Source organism: Agrobacterium sp. ST15.16.055 (genome assembly GCF_027956555.1).
Lineage (GTDB): Bacteria > Pseudomonadota > Alphaproteobacteria > Rhizobiales > Rhizobiaceae > Agrobacterium > Agrobacterium salinitolerans.
Genome location: NZ_JAQKGN010000003.1, coordinates 417,578 through 432,897, shown reverse-complemented (window position 1 = coordinate 432,897; position 15,320 = coordinate 417,578). Strand labels below are relative to the sequence as shown.

13 protein-coding genes are annotated in these 15,320 nt (G+C 59.2%); 7 read left to right on the top strand and 6 right to left on the bottom strand.

The features are described from left to right. The first annotated feature begins 244 nt into the window (after positions 1-244). From thrC to PL599_RS08060, 4 genes are all read left to right on the top strand, one after another. Positions 245-1,642, top strand: coding sequence for a threonine synthase (gene thrC, locus PL599_RS08075; RefSeq protein ID WP_269823251.1), 1,398 nt, complete (start codon positions 245-247; stop codon positions 1,640-1,642). Positions 1,643-1,663: 21 nt separating this feature from the next. Next, entirely contained in the window at positions 1,664-2,962 is a 1,299-nt protein-coding gene (locus PL599_RS08070) for a M16 family metallopeptidase (protein WP_080791210.1), read from the top strand. A 93-nt stretch (positions 2,963-3,055) separates the two neighbouring features. Then, entirely contained in the window at positions 3,056-3,655 is a 600-nt protein-coding gene (locus tag PL599_RS08065) for a GNAT family N-acetyltransferase (RefSeq protein ID WP_077982798.1), read from the top strand. Further along, positions 3,652-6,567, top strand: coding sequence for a sensor domain-containing phosphodiesterase (locus PL599_RS08060; RefSeq protein WP_137409890.1), 2,916 nt, complete (start codon positions 3,652-3,654; stop codon positions 6,565-6,567). The genes PL599_RS08065 and PL599_RS08060 overlap by 4 nt, the downstream gene beginning before the upstream one ends. Before the next feature lie 144 nt (positions 6,568-6,711). Here the strand turns inward: PL599_RS08060 and PL599_RS08055 are convergent, their stop codons facing one another. The 3 genes from PL599_RS08055 to PL599_RS08045 all read right to left on the bottom strand — a co-directional run bounded on the left by PL599_RS08055 (position 6,712) and on the right by PL599_RS08045 (position 8,867). Continuing rightward, positions 6,712-7,806, bottom strand: coding sequence for a zinc-binding metallopeptidase family protein (locus tag PL599_RS08055; protein ID WP_269823252.1), 1,095 nt, complete (start codon positions 7,804-7,806; stop codon positions 6,712-6,714). Between the two features lie 157 nt (positions 7,807-7,963). Further along, positions 7,964-8,155: a CsbD family protein gene (locus PL599_RS08050; protein ID WP_077982800.1), complete on the bottom strand. Its 192-nt coding sequence runs from the start codon at positions 8,153-8,155 to the stop codon at positions 7,964-7,966. Positions 8,156-8,261: 106 nt separating this feature from the next. After that, on the bottom strand, positions 8,262-8,867 hold the full coding sequence (locus PL599_RS08045; RefSeq protein WP_077983033.1) for a YqgE/AlgH family protein: 606 nt from the start codon (positions 8,865-8,867) through the stop codon (positions 8,262-8,264). A 161-nt stretch (positions 8,868-9,028) separates the two neighbouring features. Here PL599_RS08045 and PL599_RS08040 point away from each other — a divergent pair, with 161 nt between their 5' ends. The 3 genes from PL599_RS08040 (at position 9,029) to PL599_RS08030 (ending at position 13,446) form a co-directional block, all read left to right on the top strand. Beyond that, on the top strand, positions 9,029-9,880 hold the full coding sequence (locus PL599_RS08040; protein WP_269823253.1) for a protein-disulfide reductase DsbD domain-containing protein: 852 nt from the start codon (positions 9,029-9,031) through the stop codon (positions 9,878-9,880). A gap of 100 nt (positions 9,881-9,980) precedes the next feature. Beyond that, positions 9,981-10,466, top strand: coding sequence for a peroxiredoxin (locus tag PL599_RS08035; RefSeq protein ID WP_269823254.1), 486 nt, complete (start codon positions 9,981-9,983; stop codon positions 10,464-10,466). 502 nt (positions 10,467-10,968) lie between these two features. Beyond that, complete coding sequence (locus PL599_RS08030; protein WP_269823255.1) at positions 10,969-13,446, top strand: autotransporter domain-containing protein; 2,478 nt, start codon at positions 10,969-10,971, stop codon at positions 13,444-13,446. A gap of 14 nt (positions 13,447-13,460) precedes the next feature. Here PL599_RS08030 and PL599_RS08025 read toward each other — a convergent pair whose 3' ends face one another. The 3 genes from PL599_RS08025 to PL599_RS08015 form a co-directional block, all read right to left on the bottom strand. Next, the gene (locus tag PL599_RS08025) at positions 13,461-13,769 is read right to left on the bottom strand and encodes a Dabb family protein (RefSeq protein WP_077982804.1); all 309 of its coding nucleotides are present in this window, start codon (positions 13,767-13,769) and stop codon (positions 13,461-13,463) included. Positions 13,770-13,904: 135 nt separating this feature from the next. Further along, complete coding sequence (gene rnhA / locus PL599_RS08020; protein WP_060723001.1) at positions 13,905-14,345, bottom strand: ribonuclease HI; 441 nt, start codon at positions 14,343-14,345, stop codon at positions 13,905-13,907. Then, positions 14,342-15,310 (bottom strand): homoserine kinase, encoded by a 969-nt coding sequence (locus PL599_RS08015; RefSeq protein WP_269823257.1) that lies wholly within the window; start codon positions 15,308-15,310, stop codon positions 14,342-14,344. The genes rnhA and PL599_RS08015 overlap by 4 nt, the downstream gene beginning before the upstream one ends. Positions 15,311-15,320: the final 10 nt, after the last annotated feature.

Genomic DNA, 15,320 nt, shown 5'->3' with positions numbered 1-15,320 from the left:
ACTCTTCTAATTCCCTCTCCATTGTCCCGGAACCGAACCGGAGACGCTGTTTATTGACCTTTCACGCAGGTTGGCGATGGTCTATAGCAGCGACGCCGGAAAAAATCGATTGGCATGTTCGGTTTTGCTTGAATTTTCAAAAAAGCCCTTCATTACCTCGCCAATCGCCTCATTCCGGCGGGATGCTGCTGATAAAGAGCCGGCAACGGCACGGACAGACCGGTAAACGACAAGGGACTATCTCGTGAAATATGTATCGACCAGGGGTGCGGCCCCTTCGCTTGGTTTCTGCGACGCGCTTCTGGCGGGCCTTGGCCGTGATGGCGGGCTTTACGTGCCGCGCGAATGGCCCTCCATGTCGAAAAAGGAAATCCGCAACCTGCGCGGAAAATCCTATCAGGACGTCGCCTTCGAGGTTCTCTACCGTTTCACCGGCGGTGAAATTCCGGCCGACAAGTTCAGGGCGATGATCGACGACGCCTATTCGACGTTCCGCCATCCGGCCGTAGCACCCCTGACGCAGACCGGGCCGAACACCTTCGTGCTGGAGCTTTTCCATGGCACCACGCTCGCCTTCAAGGATGTGGCGATGCAGCTTCTTGCCCGTCTGATGGATTATACGCTGGCTGAGCGCGGCGAGCGCGCCACCATTGTCGGCGCCACCTCCGGCGACACGGGCGGCGCAGCGATCGACGCCTTTGCCGGCCGCGAGCGCACCGATATCTTCATCCTTTTCCCCAATGGCAAGGTTTCGCCGGTGCAGCAGCGCCAGATGACGACCTCCACCGCGTCGAACGTGCACGCGCTGGCGATCAACGGCAATTTCGACGATTGCCAGACGCTGGTGAAGGAAATGTTCAACGACGTGAAGTTCCGCGACGGCGTGAAGCTTTCCGGCGTCAACTCCATCAACTGGGTGCGCATCATGGCGCAGGTGGTCTATTATTTCACCGCGTCTCTCTCGCTCGGCGGTCCCGACCGGAAAATTTCCTTCACGGTTCCAACAGGCAATTTCGGCGATATCTTCGCCGGTTACGTCGCCAAGAAGATGGGTCTGCCGATCGACAAGCTTGTCATCGCCACCAATGACAACGATATTCTGGCGCGCACGCTGAAGACCGGCCGTTACGAGATGCGCGGCGTCAAGCCGACCACCTCGCCTTCCATGGACATCCAGATTTCGTCCAACTTCGAGCGCCTGCTGTTTGAAGCCTATGACCGCGATTCCGCTGCGGTAAAGGCGTCGATGGACGGCCTGAAGCAGTCCGGCGCGTTTGAAATTCCGCCGAAGGCACTGAAATTCATCAAAAAGGATTTCCGTGCCGGCCGCGCCACCGAAAAGCAGGTGGCGGCGACCATTCGCGACACGCTTGCAAAGACCGGCTACCTGATCGATCCGCATACGGCGACAGGCGTTTTCGTGGCTGAGAAACACGAAAAAGCGTCAAGCCCGATGGTGGTTCTGTCTACCGCCCACCCGGCAAAATTCCCGGCCGCTGTAAAATCCGCTTGCGCAATCGAGCCTGCGCTTCCAGTATGGCTAGCCGATATTATGAACCGGGAGGAGCGTTTCGACATTCTGGACGCAGAGCTGAAGGCCGTGGAAACCTTCATCGGCCAACATGCACGCGCCGGCAAATAGAGACGCGGAAAGACGTTGAGTATGAAAGTTAATGTGACCCGGCTTTCGTCCGGGTTGACCGTTGTTACGGAAAGAATGCCACATCTCGAAAGCGTTGCTCTTGGGGTGTGGATCAAATCCGGGTCCCGCAACGAGACGACTGCCGAACACGGCATCGCCCATCTTCTCGAACATATGGCGTTCAAGGGCACGGCGCGCCGCACCGCCCGGCAGATCGCCGAAGAGATCGAAAATGTCGGCGGCGAAGTCAACGCCGCGACATCGACGGAAACGACCTCCTACTACGCCCGCGTCCTGAAAGACCACGTCCCCCTCGCCGTCGATATCCTTGCCGACATTCTGACGGAATCGCTGTTCGACGAAGACGAGTTGGAGCGGGAAAAAAACGTCATTCTGCAGGAAATCGGTGCCGCCACCGATACGCCCGACGACGTGATCTTCGACAATTTCTCCGGTATCGCCTATCGCGACCAGACCATCGGCCGCCCGATCCTCGGCACGCCGGACACCGTCCAATCCTTCACCACCGGCCAGATCAGGCACTATCTCGCCCGCAACTACACGACGGACCGCATCTTCGTCGTGGCGGCCGGCGCAGTCGATCACGAAAGCTTCGTGAAGCAGGTCGAAGAGCGTTTCGCCTCGCTGCCGCTCGTGCCAGCGGCAACGCCTGTCATGGAAAAGGCGATCTATACCGGCGGCGAAATCCGCGAGACGCGCGATCTCATGGATGCGCAGGTGCTGCTGGGTTTCGAGGGCAAGGCCTATCACGCCCGCGACTTCTACTGTTCGCAAATCCTCGCCAATATTCTCGGCGGCGGCATGTCATCGCGCCTGTTTCAGGAAGTGCGCGAGTCCCGTGGCCTGTGCTACTCGGTCTACGCCTTCCATTGGGGCTTTTCCGATACCGGCATTTTCGGCGTGCATGCGGCGACCGGCGGCAACGACCTGCCGGAACTGATGCCCGTCATTGTTGATGAATTGCGCAAGTCTTCGGAGATCATCCATCAGGACGAAATCAACCGTGCCCGCGCGCAGATTCGGGCACAATTGCTGATGGGACAGGAAAGCCCGGCAGCCCGCGCCGGCCAGATTGCCCGGCAGATGATGCTTTATGGCCGCCCCATCCCCAATGAGGAGATGATGACGCGCCTGGAGGACATTACCCGTGAACGCCTGACCGATCTTGCAGGACGGCTGTTTTTCGAGACAGTACCGACACTCTCCGCCATTGGTCCGCTCGAACATCTGCCGCCTCTCTCAGACATGACTGCCGCGCTTTCCGCGCAGCAGCCTGCAAGGATAAAGGCGAACGGATAAACCACTATGAGAGCGGGACTTAAAGGCGGAGACCGCTCACATCATTCGCCACCCCGCCCGCGGGTGGCGAAATCTGCCGAACAGGGATCGTGAATGCTGCGTTTTCTTTCCCGACATAGCGACACGCCCGAACTGCGCAGCGCCAATCACCTTCTCAGACTGCCGCGTTATGGCGATTTCAAGCAGTGGCATGTGCTGCGCTCGGAAAGCCGCCACTTTCTGCAGCCATGGGAGCCGACCTGGCGGCCGGACGAGCTGACGGAAAGCGCTTTCCGCACGCGCGTGGTACGCAACGGCCAGGAATTTTCCTCCGGCACCGCCGTTTCCTTTTTGCTGTTCGAGAAAGAGACGCTGCTGGTCGGCGGCATCACCATCGGTTACATCCGCCGGGGTGCGGCGCAAAGCTGCATGATCGGATACTGGATCGGCGAGCGGCACGCCGCCCAAGGCCATATGTCTGCCGCATTAAAATTGGTAATACCATACATCTTTAACGGACTTCAGTTGCACCGTATCGAGGCAGCCTGTATTCCGGAAAACTTCAAAAGCATCCGGCTTCTCGAAAATGCCGGGTTCCAGCGGGAAGGCCTTCTGCGGGAATATCTGAAAATCAATGGCCAATGGCGGGATCATATGATGTTTTCCCTTCTTGCCGACAAGCAAAGCTCCGGCGGAACGAAGTACGATACATGACCTACAATCACACTGCGCCTCGCCTTGCGAAACGTCTGGCGGCAATCGTGCTGGCTGCGCCGATTTTCCTGCTTTTCCTGCTTTTCTCTTCCTATTCCTACGCCTTCGAACCGGTGAAGATTTCCCGTGACGACACGGCGCTCGATCTCACCGCGACGACCGATATCTATGCCAATCAGGGCGAAGCCTTTCAGGTCTCGACCGCACCCGGCCCTGACGGTATCCGCCGCCGTATCGAAGTGCGCGCCAGTTCCGAAGACCATCAGGGTGACTGGGCGGTTTTTGCGCTTGCCAACGTCTCCGAAGAGCAGCTGGAGCGCGTGATCGTCGCGCCGCATTTCCGCCTCGTCAATTCCAAGCTGTTCTGGCCCGATCTCGGCTCGCAGCGCATCATCGCGATCACGCCGAGCGAGGGCTTTGCGCTCGACCGGCAGCCCAGCCCGGATGCTGACGTCTTCCGCATCACGCTCAATCCCGGCTCCGTCATCACCTTCGTCGCCGAGCTTTCGACGCCGCAGTTGCCGCAGATTTATCTTTGGGAACCGGAAGCCTACAAGGACACGATCAACGCCTTCACGCTCTATCGCGGCATCGTGCTCGGCATCGCCGGCCTACTGGCCGTGCTGCTCACCATCCTGTTCGTGGTCAAGGGTACTTCGGTTCTGCCAGCCTCGGCAGCGCTCGCCTGGGCGGTTCTGGCCTATATCTGCGTCGATTTCGGCTTCCTTGAAAAACTCATTACCGTCACCTCAAGCGATCAACGAATATGGAGGGCGGGCGCCGAAGTGGCGCTCGCCTCCAGCTTCGTCGTCTTCCTGTTCACCTATCTCAACCTGAACCGATGGCATGCGCATCTGGGTTATGCGACCTTTGCCTGGGTGGTGGGACTGGCGCTGCTGTTCGGCGTGGCGATCTACGATCCATCGGTTGCGTCGGGTATTGCGCGCGTTTCCTTCGCGCTGACGGCGACGGCGGGCATCGCGCTCATCATCTATCTCGGTTTCAACAAATACGACCGGGCAATCCTGCTCGTCCCATCCTGGGCGTTGATCCTCGTCTGGCTGTTCGGCAGTTGGTTGACCGTCACCGGGCAGCTCGACAACGACATCGTCCAGCCTGCCCTTGGCGGCGGGCTGGTACTGATCGTGCTTCTCATCGGCTTCACCGTCATTCAGCACGCCTTTGCCGGCAGCGCCTATCAGCAGGGGCTGTTCTCCGATCTGGAGCGGCAATCGCTGGCGCTGACGGGCAGCGGCGACACCGTCTGGGACTGGGACGTGACGCGTGACCGCATCGTCACCACACCCGACATTTCCAACCGGCTGGGGCTGGAGCCCGGCACCATGCACGGCGCTGCCCGCAACTGGCTGCCGCGTCTGCACCCTGACGACCGCGACCGGTTCAAGGCGACGCTCGACGTGCTGCTCGACCATCGCAAGGGCCGTCTGAACCACGAATTCCGCATTCGCGCCGAAGACGGGCATTTCCACTGGCTGCAAATCCGCGCCCGTCCGGTTCTTGGCTCCAACGGCGAGATCATCCGCTGCGTCGGCACCATCACCGATATCACCGAACAGAAAAATTCGGTGGAACGGCTGTTGCAGGATGCGATGAACGATAATCTGACCGGGCTTCCGAACCGGCAGGTCTTTCTCGACCGGCTGCAATCTATCCTCAACCTCTCCCCCGACAGCGAGGGTGTGCGCCCGACCGTGATGGCGATCGATATCGACCGCTACAAGCTGGTCAACGATACGCTGGGCATCGCCGCCGGTGACAATATCCTCATCGCGCTCACCCGGCGCTTGCGCCGCCTGCTGAAACCGCAGGATACGCTGGCGCGTCTCGGCGGCGATGAATTCGGCCTGATCCTGACCTCGGAGCGTGACCCGCAGCGTGTCGCGGATTTTGCCGATGCGGTGAACAAGGCGATCATGGTGCCGATCAACTTCGCCAACCGCGAAATCATCCTCACCGCCTCCATCGGTCTCGTCTCGTGGATCGACCAGCAGGAAAGTGCGGCCGGATTGCTCAGCGATGCGGAACTCGCCATGTATCGCGCCAAGCGCGCCGGCGGCAACCGCGTCGAGCCGTTCCGCCCCGCTTTCCGCACGTCCGGCACCGACCGCCTGCAGATGGAAAGCGACCTTCGCCGGGCTATTGAACGCAAGGAACTGTCGCTCGCCTATCAGCCGATCGTCAAGCTTGACGATGGCGAACTGGCCGGTTTCGAGGCGTTGATGCGCTGGGAGCATCCCAAGCGCGGCAATATTCCGCCAAGCGAGTTCATTCCGATTGCCGAGGCGTCCGGACTGATCGAACCGCTCGGCATGTTTGCGCTGGAGCGCGCCGCGACCGACCTGATGGACTGGCAGCATGCCATCGACAAGATGCCGATCTTCATTTCCGTCAATATTTCCAGTGCGCAGTTGCTGAACAACGAACTCTATAACGACGTCCGCGGCATGCTGACCCGCACGCGCTGCAATCCGCAACAGCTGAAGCTGGAACTGACCGAATCCGTCGTGATGGAGAACCCGGAGCAGGCGCGGTTGGTGCTCTCCAAGCTCAAGGAAACGGGCATCAGCCTCGCCATGGACGATTTCGGCACCGGCTATTCGTCGCTCGCCTATCTCACCCGCTTCCCCTTCGACACGATCAAGCTCGACAAGGCGTTGGTGGCCAATACCAGCGACAAGCGCAATGTGCTGTTGCGCTCCGTCATCGCCATGGCGCGGGCGCTCGACATGCAGGTCGTGGCGGAAGGCATCGAAACACCTGAAGATGCGGCCGAACTGGCACGCATGAACTGTCATTTCGGCCAGAGCTTCCTGTTCGGCACCCCGGTTTCGGGCGATGCGGCGCTGAAGTTGCTGCGCGAGCGGTTCCAGCCGACGAAGCGGGCTTCCTGAGCGAAGGGGGGCGGTGATGTGTCTACCCTGGACGAGTGCGACGTCATCCTCGGGCTCGTCCCGAGGATCTAATCACGCATCCTAAAATGACCATTGGAGAGATTATTCCTTCTCTTCAAAAGTCTTGGATCTCACGCCAAACGGTCACTGACCCATCGCCATCTGCGGCGCATCAACCGCCACGTTCCCGTGCAGCAGGTCATGAACGAACTCCATCTTCGCCACCACAGGCGGTGTCAGCACGAAGGGATAGAGGTCCGCCTCCCCCATGCTGCGCTGGATGGAATTGATGGCGACGCTGAGCGGTATCCAGGCCTTGACCAGCTGCGTGGCACTGCGGGCATTGTAGGGATCGAAGGTGACCTCCGCCGCCATTTCCTCGTGTCCGTCGGGGTCTATCGCCACACCGAAGGCGCGTGCTGTCTCCAGCGTATCGACGATATGCAGATAATGGGCGAAACATTCGGCGAAATCTTCCCACGGATGGACCGAGGCATAGGAGCTGATGAAATTCTCCTGCCAGTCGGGACGCGGTCCCTGTTCGTAATTGCGTTGCAGGGCGGCGGCGTAATCCTCGCGGTCGTCGCCGAAGACGGCGCGGCAGGCTTCCAGCCGGTTCGCGTCCCGCACCAGCTTGTTCCAGATGAAATGCCCGACCTCGTGGCGGAAATGGCCGAGCATGGTGCGATAGGGCTCATTCATATTGGCGCGCACCTGTTCGCGCGTCGCATCATCCGCTTCTGCGGCGCGGATGGCGATCAGGCCTTCGTCGTGACCGGTCATGGCGGGAATGATGGAGCCATCGGGCGCCACCTCATCCACCAGAAAGTCGAAAACGAGACCGCCGGCGGGATCAGCATCGCGGTTGGGATGTGGCAGGCCAAGTTTCAGGATCGAATAAAACAGATGCCGCTGGGCCTGGCTGAGACCGCGCCACTGCTCGACCCCCTCTTCCGTGGCAATGTCTGGCACCAGGCGATTATGGCTACAGGCCGGGCAAAAGGCGCTGGCGCTTTCCGCCGGCACCGACCAGTTGCAGATATCGTTCACCTCATTGGCGCAGAACCGCACCAGCTTTTGTGGCTCAGCAATTATCTGCCAGTTCGGTTCACCCGCAGGTGCGAGCGCCTCCATGGACAGCCGTTCCGGCACAAAAGCCAGACGATGGCCGCAGGCGACACAGAAGCGATTGTCGAAATGAACAGGCTGGCCGCAGGACGCGCAGGAGAAAAGCTTCACGGGTGACACCCTTGCTATGGTCGGAGGAGGAAGGCAGACATAAATACCGGCGTGACGAACGAGTCAGCCTTGGCCCACGCACGACAAGAGCGCATGTGCGGAAACACATGCGCTCCACGCGCCCTATTGTGGGAGGGGCGCATCATTTCATGCAATATTACATGCGGTCGACAGCGCCCTTGACAGCGTCTTTCGCCTTGCCAACGGAGGACTGAACCTTGCCCTTGGTTTCCTGAGCGGCACCCTTGGCACGCAATTCATCATTGCCCGTGGCTTCGCCGACGTTCTTCTTCACCTTGCCAGCAACTTCATTGGCTTTACCGGCGATCTTGTCAGATGTGCTACCCATATTACTTCTCCCTAGTTAAGCCGTACTTTCTGTACGGCTTTTCGGGTGAGTAACGTTGGGGATCAGGATTTGGTTCCAGTAAAAAACTATCGAGAACAAAGTGGGCTCAGGCGTGCCCGGCATCCGTGGAAAGCATACGGGGATCAACACCCATCAGGGCCAGCGCCCGCTCGTATTTATCGTCCAGGCCACGGTCGAAGATCAGCTCTTCCGCAGCGGGGCAATTCAGCCAGCCATTATTGGCGATCTCGTTTTCCAGCTGGCCCGGCCCCCAGCCGGCATAACCGAGCATCATGGTCGCCTTTTGCGGGCCGCGGCCGTTGGAGATGGCACGGACGATATCGAGCGTCGCCGTCAGCGAAATATCATCGCTGACCGGAATGGACGATTCGCTTAAGTAATCGTCCGAATGAAGCACGAAACCCCGACCGGATTCAACCGGGCCGCCGCACTGGATCGGAAATTCGCGGGTGCGGTTGGGCAGCATGATGGCATCGTTGCTATCCACCAGCTTCAGATGCAGCAGGATATCCGTGAAGGTGATCTGCTGCGGGCGATTGATGATGAAACCCATGGCGCCGGCATCCGAATGGGCGCAGATATAGATCACCGAACGGGCAAAATTGCCGTCCTCCAGTCCCGGCATCGCCATGAGGAACTGACCATCGAGAAAGCCACGTTCGCGTTTGTCCATCAGGGTAGAAAAGCTCACAGGTGCCTCCAGCAGACCGAATTTCGCCATTGAACGAAAGACGGCGTTCGCACTTCGACAGCGGACAGGATGCGACATAGCGCCCGATCAATCAACCGAAAATGATGAACCGCACGAATTCGTAACTGGTCCGGAGTGCCATGTTGGGTTAGACGGGAAGCATGAGCTTCAGGATATTCTTTCGATTTTCACCTCTTCGCCTTGCGGCCGTATTTGCCGCCTTCCTTGGCGGCGCACAAGCCGCCCGGGCCGAAATTACCGACTGGGCGCGAAGCGAGGGCGGCCAGATGCGCGTGGCAAGCCTTGCCATGGATGCGGACGGCGTGGTGCGCGGCGTGCTGCAGATCGAGCCGAAGGACGGCTGGATAACCTATTGGCGCGAACCGGGCGAAGCCGGCATACCGCCGCAGATCACGCCCGACCCGGCAAGCGGCGTCAGCTTGACAACGATGGCCTATCCTGTCCCGAAACTGATCGAAAACGGCGGTATCACCGATATCGGTTATGACCACGCGGTCAGCCTGCCCTTTCAGCTGAAGGCCACGGACCCGGCGGCGAGCGGAACGATCAACCTGACCGCCTTCATCGGCGTGTGTCAGAATATCTGTATTCCGTTCGAGGCGAAATTTTCAATCAACCGCGGCAATGCTTCTGCTGATGATGACAGCGAGGAACGTCGTCTTCTCGAAGAGGCACGCGAGACCCTGCCCGAAGCGGCCTCCGACGATTTCAAGGTCATTGATTTTCACATCACGCCCGACAAGACCATGCTCGGTGTGCAGCTGCAGCTCCCGGAAAATGCACCCAAGGAGACCGAGATTTTCATCGCAGGCCCTTCCGGTTTTGCCTATTACGAGCCGCAGAACCTAGTGCGCGACAAGCGCAAGCTCTCTTTCTACATGAACATAAAGGGCCTGCCGAAAACCTATCAGGTGCCGGGCAACAGCTGGCCAATCCTGGTCAAATCCGGCGACCGGGCAATGGAAACGATACTGAATTTTCCCAAGCCCTGAGCGGATGTCCGACAGTCGACATTTCAATTGAAAACCGCATGACAGATTTCATGTCCCTGCTCTATAGTCGCGCAAACCGAACGGCCACAGGAGCACGGACATGACGATCAAGATCGGCGATAAACTGCCTTCCGCAACCTTCAAGGAAAAGACGGCCGATGGCCCGGTGGAAACCACCACTGACGCGCTTTTCGGCGGCAAGAAGGTGGTTCTCTTTGCCGTTCCCGGCGCTTTCACCCCCACCTGCTCGCTGAACCATCTGCCGGGCTATCTTGAAAACCGCGACGCCATTCTCTCCAAGGGCGTGGACGATATCGCCGTCGTCGCCGTCAATGACTGGCACGTCATGGGCGCCTGGGCGCAAGCGTCGGGCGGCCAGGGCAAGATCCACTTCCTCGCCGACTGGGACGCTTCCTTCACCAAGGCGCTCGGCCTCGATGCCGACCTTTCCGGCGGCGGTCTCGGCGTTCGCTCCAAGCGATATTCCATGCTGGTGGAAGACGGCGTGGTGAAGTCGCTGAACGTCGAAGAAAACCCCGGCCAGGCGACCGTATCGGCCGCCGCTGCAATGATCGAGCAGCTTTAAGAAGCTTATTCTTAAATACACAAATTCATACATCAAATATTAAGCAGGCCCGCGAACTTATCTTTCGCGGGCCTTGACGAATCATGCGCCAATAATGAAAATTATACTTGGAAAAAAGCAAATATTTACATGTTTAATTTTAGTTCATAAGAATATTTTGCTTTTATTATATTCATATATCTGAACTGATGCGAATTATACTTACTTTAATATCCACCCGCATCACGTAGATAAAAATCTTCAGGGGTATTGATGCGACGGATTACAGCACCGGTGGCGCGGAGCAACCATGTCTGAGAAACGCCCCGGATCGGCCCCTTTTTTCAGCGGTAGACTTGGCGATCTGACCCGGAGAAATCGTTTTTCTGCACATCGACGCATATTTGCGCGCAAAAATCACGGTCGCTTTGCTGCCCACTTGAGGGCATTTGCACAAAGTGGGGCCCGATCCTGTCCGACCAGCGCAATCGATCTTTCGCGATATCTTTCCGGTATGATCGCAATGCTGATCGCAGCCGGATGGAGCCAGACGGCAAATGCCGGCGATCCCGAGGATTATCCCTATGTGCGCCGGCTGGGAGAGAGCGGAAGTTTCACGGTCAGCGACATCAGCGCCAATGGGTCTATCGCGGTTGGATACTCCAGTACCAGCAGCGGACCACGGTCTTTCCGCTGGGATACCGCGAGCGGCGGCCTGTTCTATGTCAACGACATGACCGGTACAAGCCGAGGCCGCGCCGAGAAGGTGAATGCCGATGGTTCGGTCTTTATCGGCACCCTGAGCAGCGGCCAGGCTTTTCGCTGGAGCGCGTCAACGGGAGCGTGGAACCTCGGCGCACTCGGTGCGGACCGCCAATCCACCGCAAGGGACGTCAGTGATGACGGTTCCGTCGTTGTCGGCGGGTCGGGGGCAAACGAGACGCAGAAAGCGTTTCGCTGGTCGGCGGCGACAGGCGCCATGACCGCGCTTGATATGCCCCCTGATACGGTTTCATCCGTTGCCCATGCAGTCAATGCTGACGGTTCAGTCATAGTCGGCCAGTATTATACGGCGATCGGCACCCATGCTTTCCGCTGGACTGCGGCAACCGGCATCGCACACGACATGGGAACCCTGCCCGGCTCATTCGACGCCCGTGCCGTCGCCGTCAGCGCCGATGGTTCTTTTGTCGCAGGAGAGTCGCGATTCGTCGTTGGTACCCCTTTCGATGAATTGGAAGACAGGATGAGCGACGGCTATACCTCATCGTCTTTCCCATTTTCCCGGGACGATTTTTCGTTCGGAAGCGATATAATTTCCGTGGACGAATGGCGCGGCTTCCGCTGGAACGCAACCACCGGCGTCATGCAGCCCCTCGGCGCGATTGGCGGCCGCGGCGGTTCCAGCCCTTATGCCATGAACGCCGACGGCTCCGTCATCGTCGGCGCTTCGCAGGCCGGCAGCCGGCAGCGCGGCTTCCGCTGGACGGAGGCGACAGGCATGGTTTCCGTCGAGGACTGGCTGCGCGGCAACGGCGTCACCGTCGTTGCCGATTTCACCCACAATGCCACCGGCGTCAGCGCCGACGGCAATATCATTGTCGGCCAGACGAAAAACAACACGCCTTACATCGCCCGTATCGTGCTTGCGGACACCGGCACGGTGGAACCGCGCACCAATCTGAGCGACGTGGATACGGTAACATCTACAGATTCAGGGAGTAGCGGCAGACAACCGCGGGGAATCGATCTCACCGGCGGGTCGGGCACCTCGACTACTCCTTCGACATCGTCCGGCGCCTCCTCTCCATCGTCTACGTCGTCTACGTCATCTACGTCACCTACGTCGTCAACGCCATCTACGTCGTCAACGTCCGCCCAGCCCTCCGGCTCTTCCAATGCGTCCACATCTCCCACAACCGCGACATCTTTGGCAGCGCCAGCATCTGCTGCATCTGCTGCACCTTCTGCATCTGCTGCATCTGCTGCACCTTCTGCACCTTCTGCATCTTCTGTTTCCCCACCCGATTCCGCCGCCAAGACTGGCCATTCCGTCCTTCCCGCGCGTTCCGGTATCATCGATCTCGATCAATATGCCCGGACGCTGGCAGCCAGGCCGAATGCCGGTATTGGCCTCGACATTGCCAATACCGTTCTTGACGGTGCTCATGGCGCGCCGATGCGCAGTCTTCTGGAGCCGGGCCGGCAATCTTTTTCCATCGTGAGCGATGTTGGGCACAACGACGGTCGCGACACGGCTGGCGGTTTCGGTGTTGCCGATATCGGCTATGGCATCGGGCTTGAAGGTGATGCAACCGCGCGCATCGCCTTCGGCGGCCTCTACGACCAGCGTGATATAAACACCGGCGGTGACTTCATTCACAGGGGCTTCTACATCGCACCCGAAATCAGCATGCCGCTCGCTGGCGGCCTCTACGCCACCGTTGGCGGCTATTATGCACCCGGCAGGATGTCGATCGAACGCGGCTACCTCAATGGCGGCGCGATGGATTATTCGCGGGGCGAAACCGATCTCAATGTCTGGGCGGCGAAACTACGCTTCGACTGGCTGGATGCGTTCTCAATCGGCGGATGGAAGCTGACGCCTTATGCAGGGGCGACCTATGCCAAAGCCGAGATGGGCGCCTATGCGGAAACCGGTGGCGCGTTCCCAGCGCTTTTTGATGCGAGCGGCGAGCAATCCACCATCATTCGCGCCGGTCTCGATGGGGTAACTGATCTCAGCGACTCAATCCGCATCATGGCACGCGCCGAGGCGGTCTATCGGCTGGAAAAGAAGACGGCAACGACCACGGGCGCCATTGACGGGCTGATGGGGTTTTCCTTTTCCGGACGGGATATCGACCGCTTCTGGTTACGCGGCGGCATTGGCGCGGAATTCGATGTGGCGGGCGGCACAGCGTCGCTGAACCTCAACGTCACCAGCGAGGGCGGCGATCCAGACCTGTGGGTTCGCACCGGTTGGAAAATAACTTTCTGACGGGCCGCCTGGCTTTAGACATTCATGTCGAACACCAGAAGCCCGGCAAGGCCACCATCGGTCAGCGACACCAAACGTTCCCCCACTTCGAGATGCTGCGGATGGGCGAGATAGTCGTCACGGGCCTCGGGGCTTTCCAGGGTGACGATAAAGCCATCGACGAAACCGCCATTCAAGCCTTCGGGCGAGACATTCTGGCCGTATTTCACATCGATGATGCCGGGTATCACATCCTTCAGGGCGGCAATCGCCTCGAATATCGCCTGTTTCTCAGAAGAGGCCGTTGCAGCCTTGAAGCGTAGAAATACACAATGCAGGATCATCCGGATTTCTCTCCTCCGTTTGGCGCTAACGGAGCGCCCCTTGACGACAAGATAGGTCGGGTTTCGGTTTTCACAACCCCCGATAAAAGGGCCGCTGGCGCGGATTTACCCGGCCCGAAATAGAGCAGGCCTGCGTTACCGGCGTTTGAAGGGCTCCATGCCCTTTCGCGCCAACTCGTCGGCGCGCTCGTTTTCCGGGTGGCCGGCATGGCCCTTTACCCAATGCAGGGTGACCTTGTGACGTTCCTGCGCCGCCTCCAGCGCCTGCCATAGCTCGACATTCTTGACCGGCTTGTTATCGGCGGTTTTCCAGCCTTTTTTTTTCCAGCCGAAAATCCACTTGGTGATGCCATCTTTCACATAGGCACTGTCGGTATAAAGATCGACCTCGCAGGGGCTTTTCAGCGCATTGAGCGCCGAAATCGCCGCCATCAGCTCCATGCGGTTGTTGGTGGTTTCCGCCTCGCCGCCAGAGAGTTCCTTCTCTACCTCGCCGTAGCGCAGCACCGCACCCCAGCCGCCCGGACCGGGATTGCCGGAGCAGGCACCATCGGTAAAAATATCGACGTGCTTCATTCGCCTACCAGCCCATATTCGGCGACAGTGGCGATGGAACGGTGGAACCGCAGCTTGCGCAGATATTCCAGCGGGTCCTTCTTGACCACCAGCGCGCCCTCCGGCGTCGTCAGCCAGTCATAAAGGCGGGTGAGGAAGAAACGCAGCGCCGAACCGCGCGCCAGAAGCGGCAGCGCCCCCAGCTCTGCTTCGCTGAGCGGCCGCACCGACCGGTAACCTTCCAGCAACGCCTTGCCTTTGGTGACGTTGTAAGCGCCATCCTTTTCGAAGCACCAGGCGTTGAGGCAGATCGACACATCATAAGCGAGCAGGTCGTTGCAGGCGAAATAAAAGTCGATCAGGCCGGAGAGTTCGTCACCGAGGAAAAACACATTGTCCTGGAACAGATCCGCATGGATGACGCCAGCCGGCAAATCTTTCGGCCAATGGGCCGCGAGATAATCGATCTCAGGACGGATCTCGTCCTTCAGGCCCTTCTCCACCTCGTCGGCGCGCGCTTCGGACTTGTCCCACAGCACCTTCCAGCCTTCGACGGAGAGCGCGTTCGGCCGCTTGATCTCGAACCCCTCGCCGGCCAGATGCATGGCGGCCAGCGCCTTGCCGACTTCGCGGCAATGTTTCGCTTCCGGCTTTCTCAGCCACATGCCCTCGAGAAAGGAGATGAGCGCCGCCGGCCGGCCCGACAGCTCTCCCAGCAACTCTCCATCCTTGCGCGGCAGCGGCAGGGGGCAGGACAGGCCTTTGGCGGCCAGATGCTGCATGAGGCCAAGGAAGAAGGGCAAATCGGATTTCTCCACGCGCTTTTCATAAAGCGTGAGAATCAGCGGGTCCTTGGTGGTATGCAGCAGGAAATTGGAGTTTTCGACGCCTTCGGCAATGCCCTTATAGGAGGTGAGGCTGCCGACGTCATATTGCGTGAGGAAATTCCTCAGATCATCTTCGGTGATGTCCGTATAAACTGCCAATTTCAAATCT

Excerpts from the sequence above, each read along its gene's own strand:
- PL599_RS08070 (WP_080791210.1), top strand. The coding sequence starts at position 1,664 with ATGAAAGTTAATGTGACCCGGCTTTCGTCCGGGTTGACCGTTGTTACG.
- PL599_RS08065 (WP_077982798.1), top strand. The coding sequence starts at position 3,056 with ATGCTGCGTTTTCTTTCCCGACATAGCGACACGCCCGAACTGCGCAGC.
- PL599_RS08060 (WP_137409890.1), top strand. The coding sequence starts at position 3,652 with ATGACCTACAATCACACTGCGCCTCGCCTTGCGAAACGTCTGGCGGCA.
- PL599_RS08050 (WP_077982800.1), bottom strand. The coding sequence starts at position 8,155 with ATGGGTAGCACATCTGACAAGATCGCCGGTAAAGCCAATGAAGTTGCT.
- PL599_RS08040 (WP_269823253.1), top strand. The coding sequence starts at position 9,029 with ATGAGCTTCAGGATATTCTTTCGATTTTCACCTCTTCGCCTTGCGGCC.
- PL599_RS08035 (WP_269823254.1), top strand. The coding sequence starts at position 9,981 with ATGACGATCAAGATCGGCGATAAACTGCCTTCCGCAACCTTCAAGGAA.
- PL599_RS08030 (WP_269823255.1), top strand. The coding sequence starts at position 10,969 with ATGCTGATCGCAGCCGGATGGAGCCAGACGGCAAATGCCGGCGATCCC.
- PL599_RS08025 (WP_077982804.1), bottom strand. The coding sequence starts at position 13,769 with ATGATCCTGCATTGTGTATTTCTACGCTTCAAGGCTGCAACGGCCTCT.
- rnhA (WP_060723001.1), bottom strand. The coding sequence starts at position 14,345 with ATGAAGCACGTCGATATTTTTACCGATGGTGCCTGCTCCGGCAATCCC.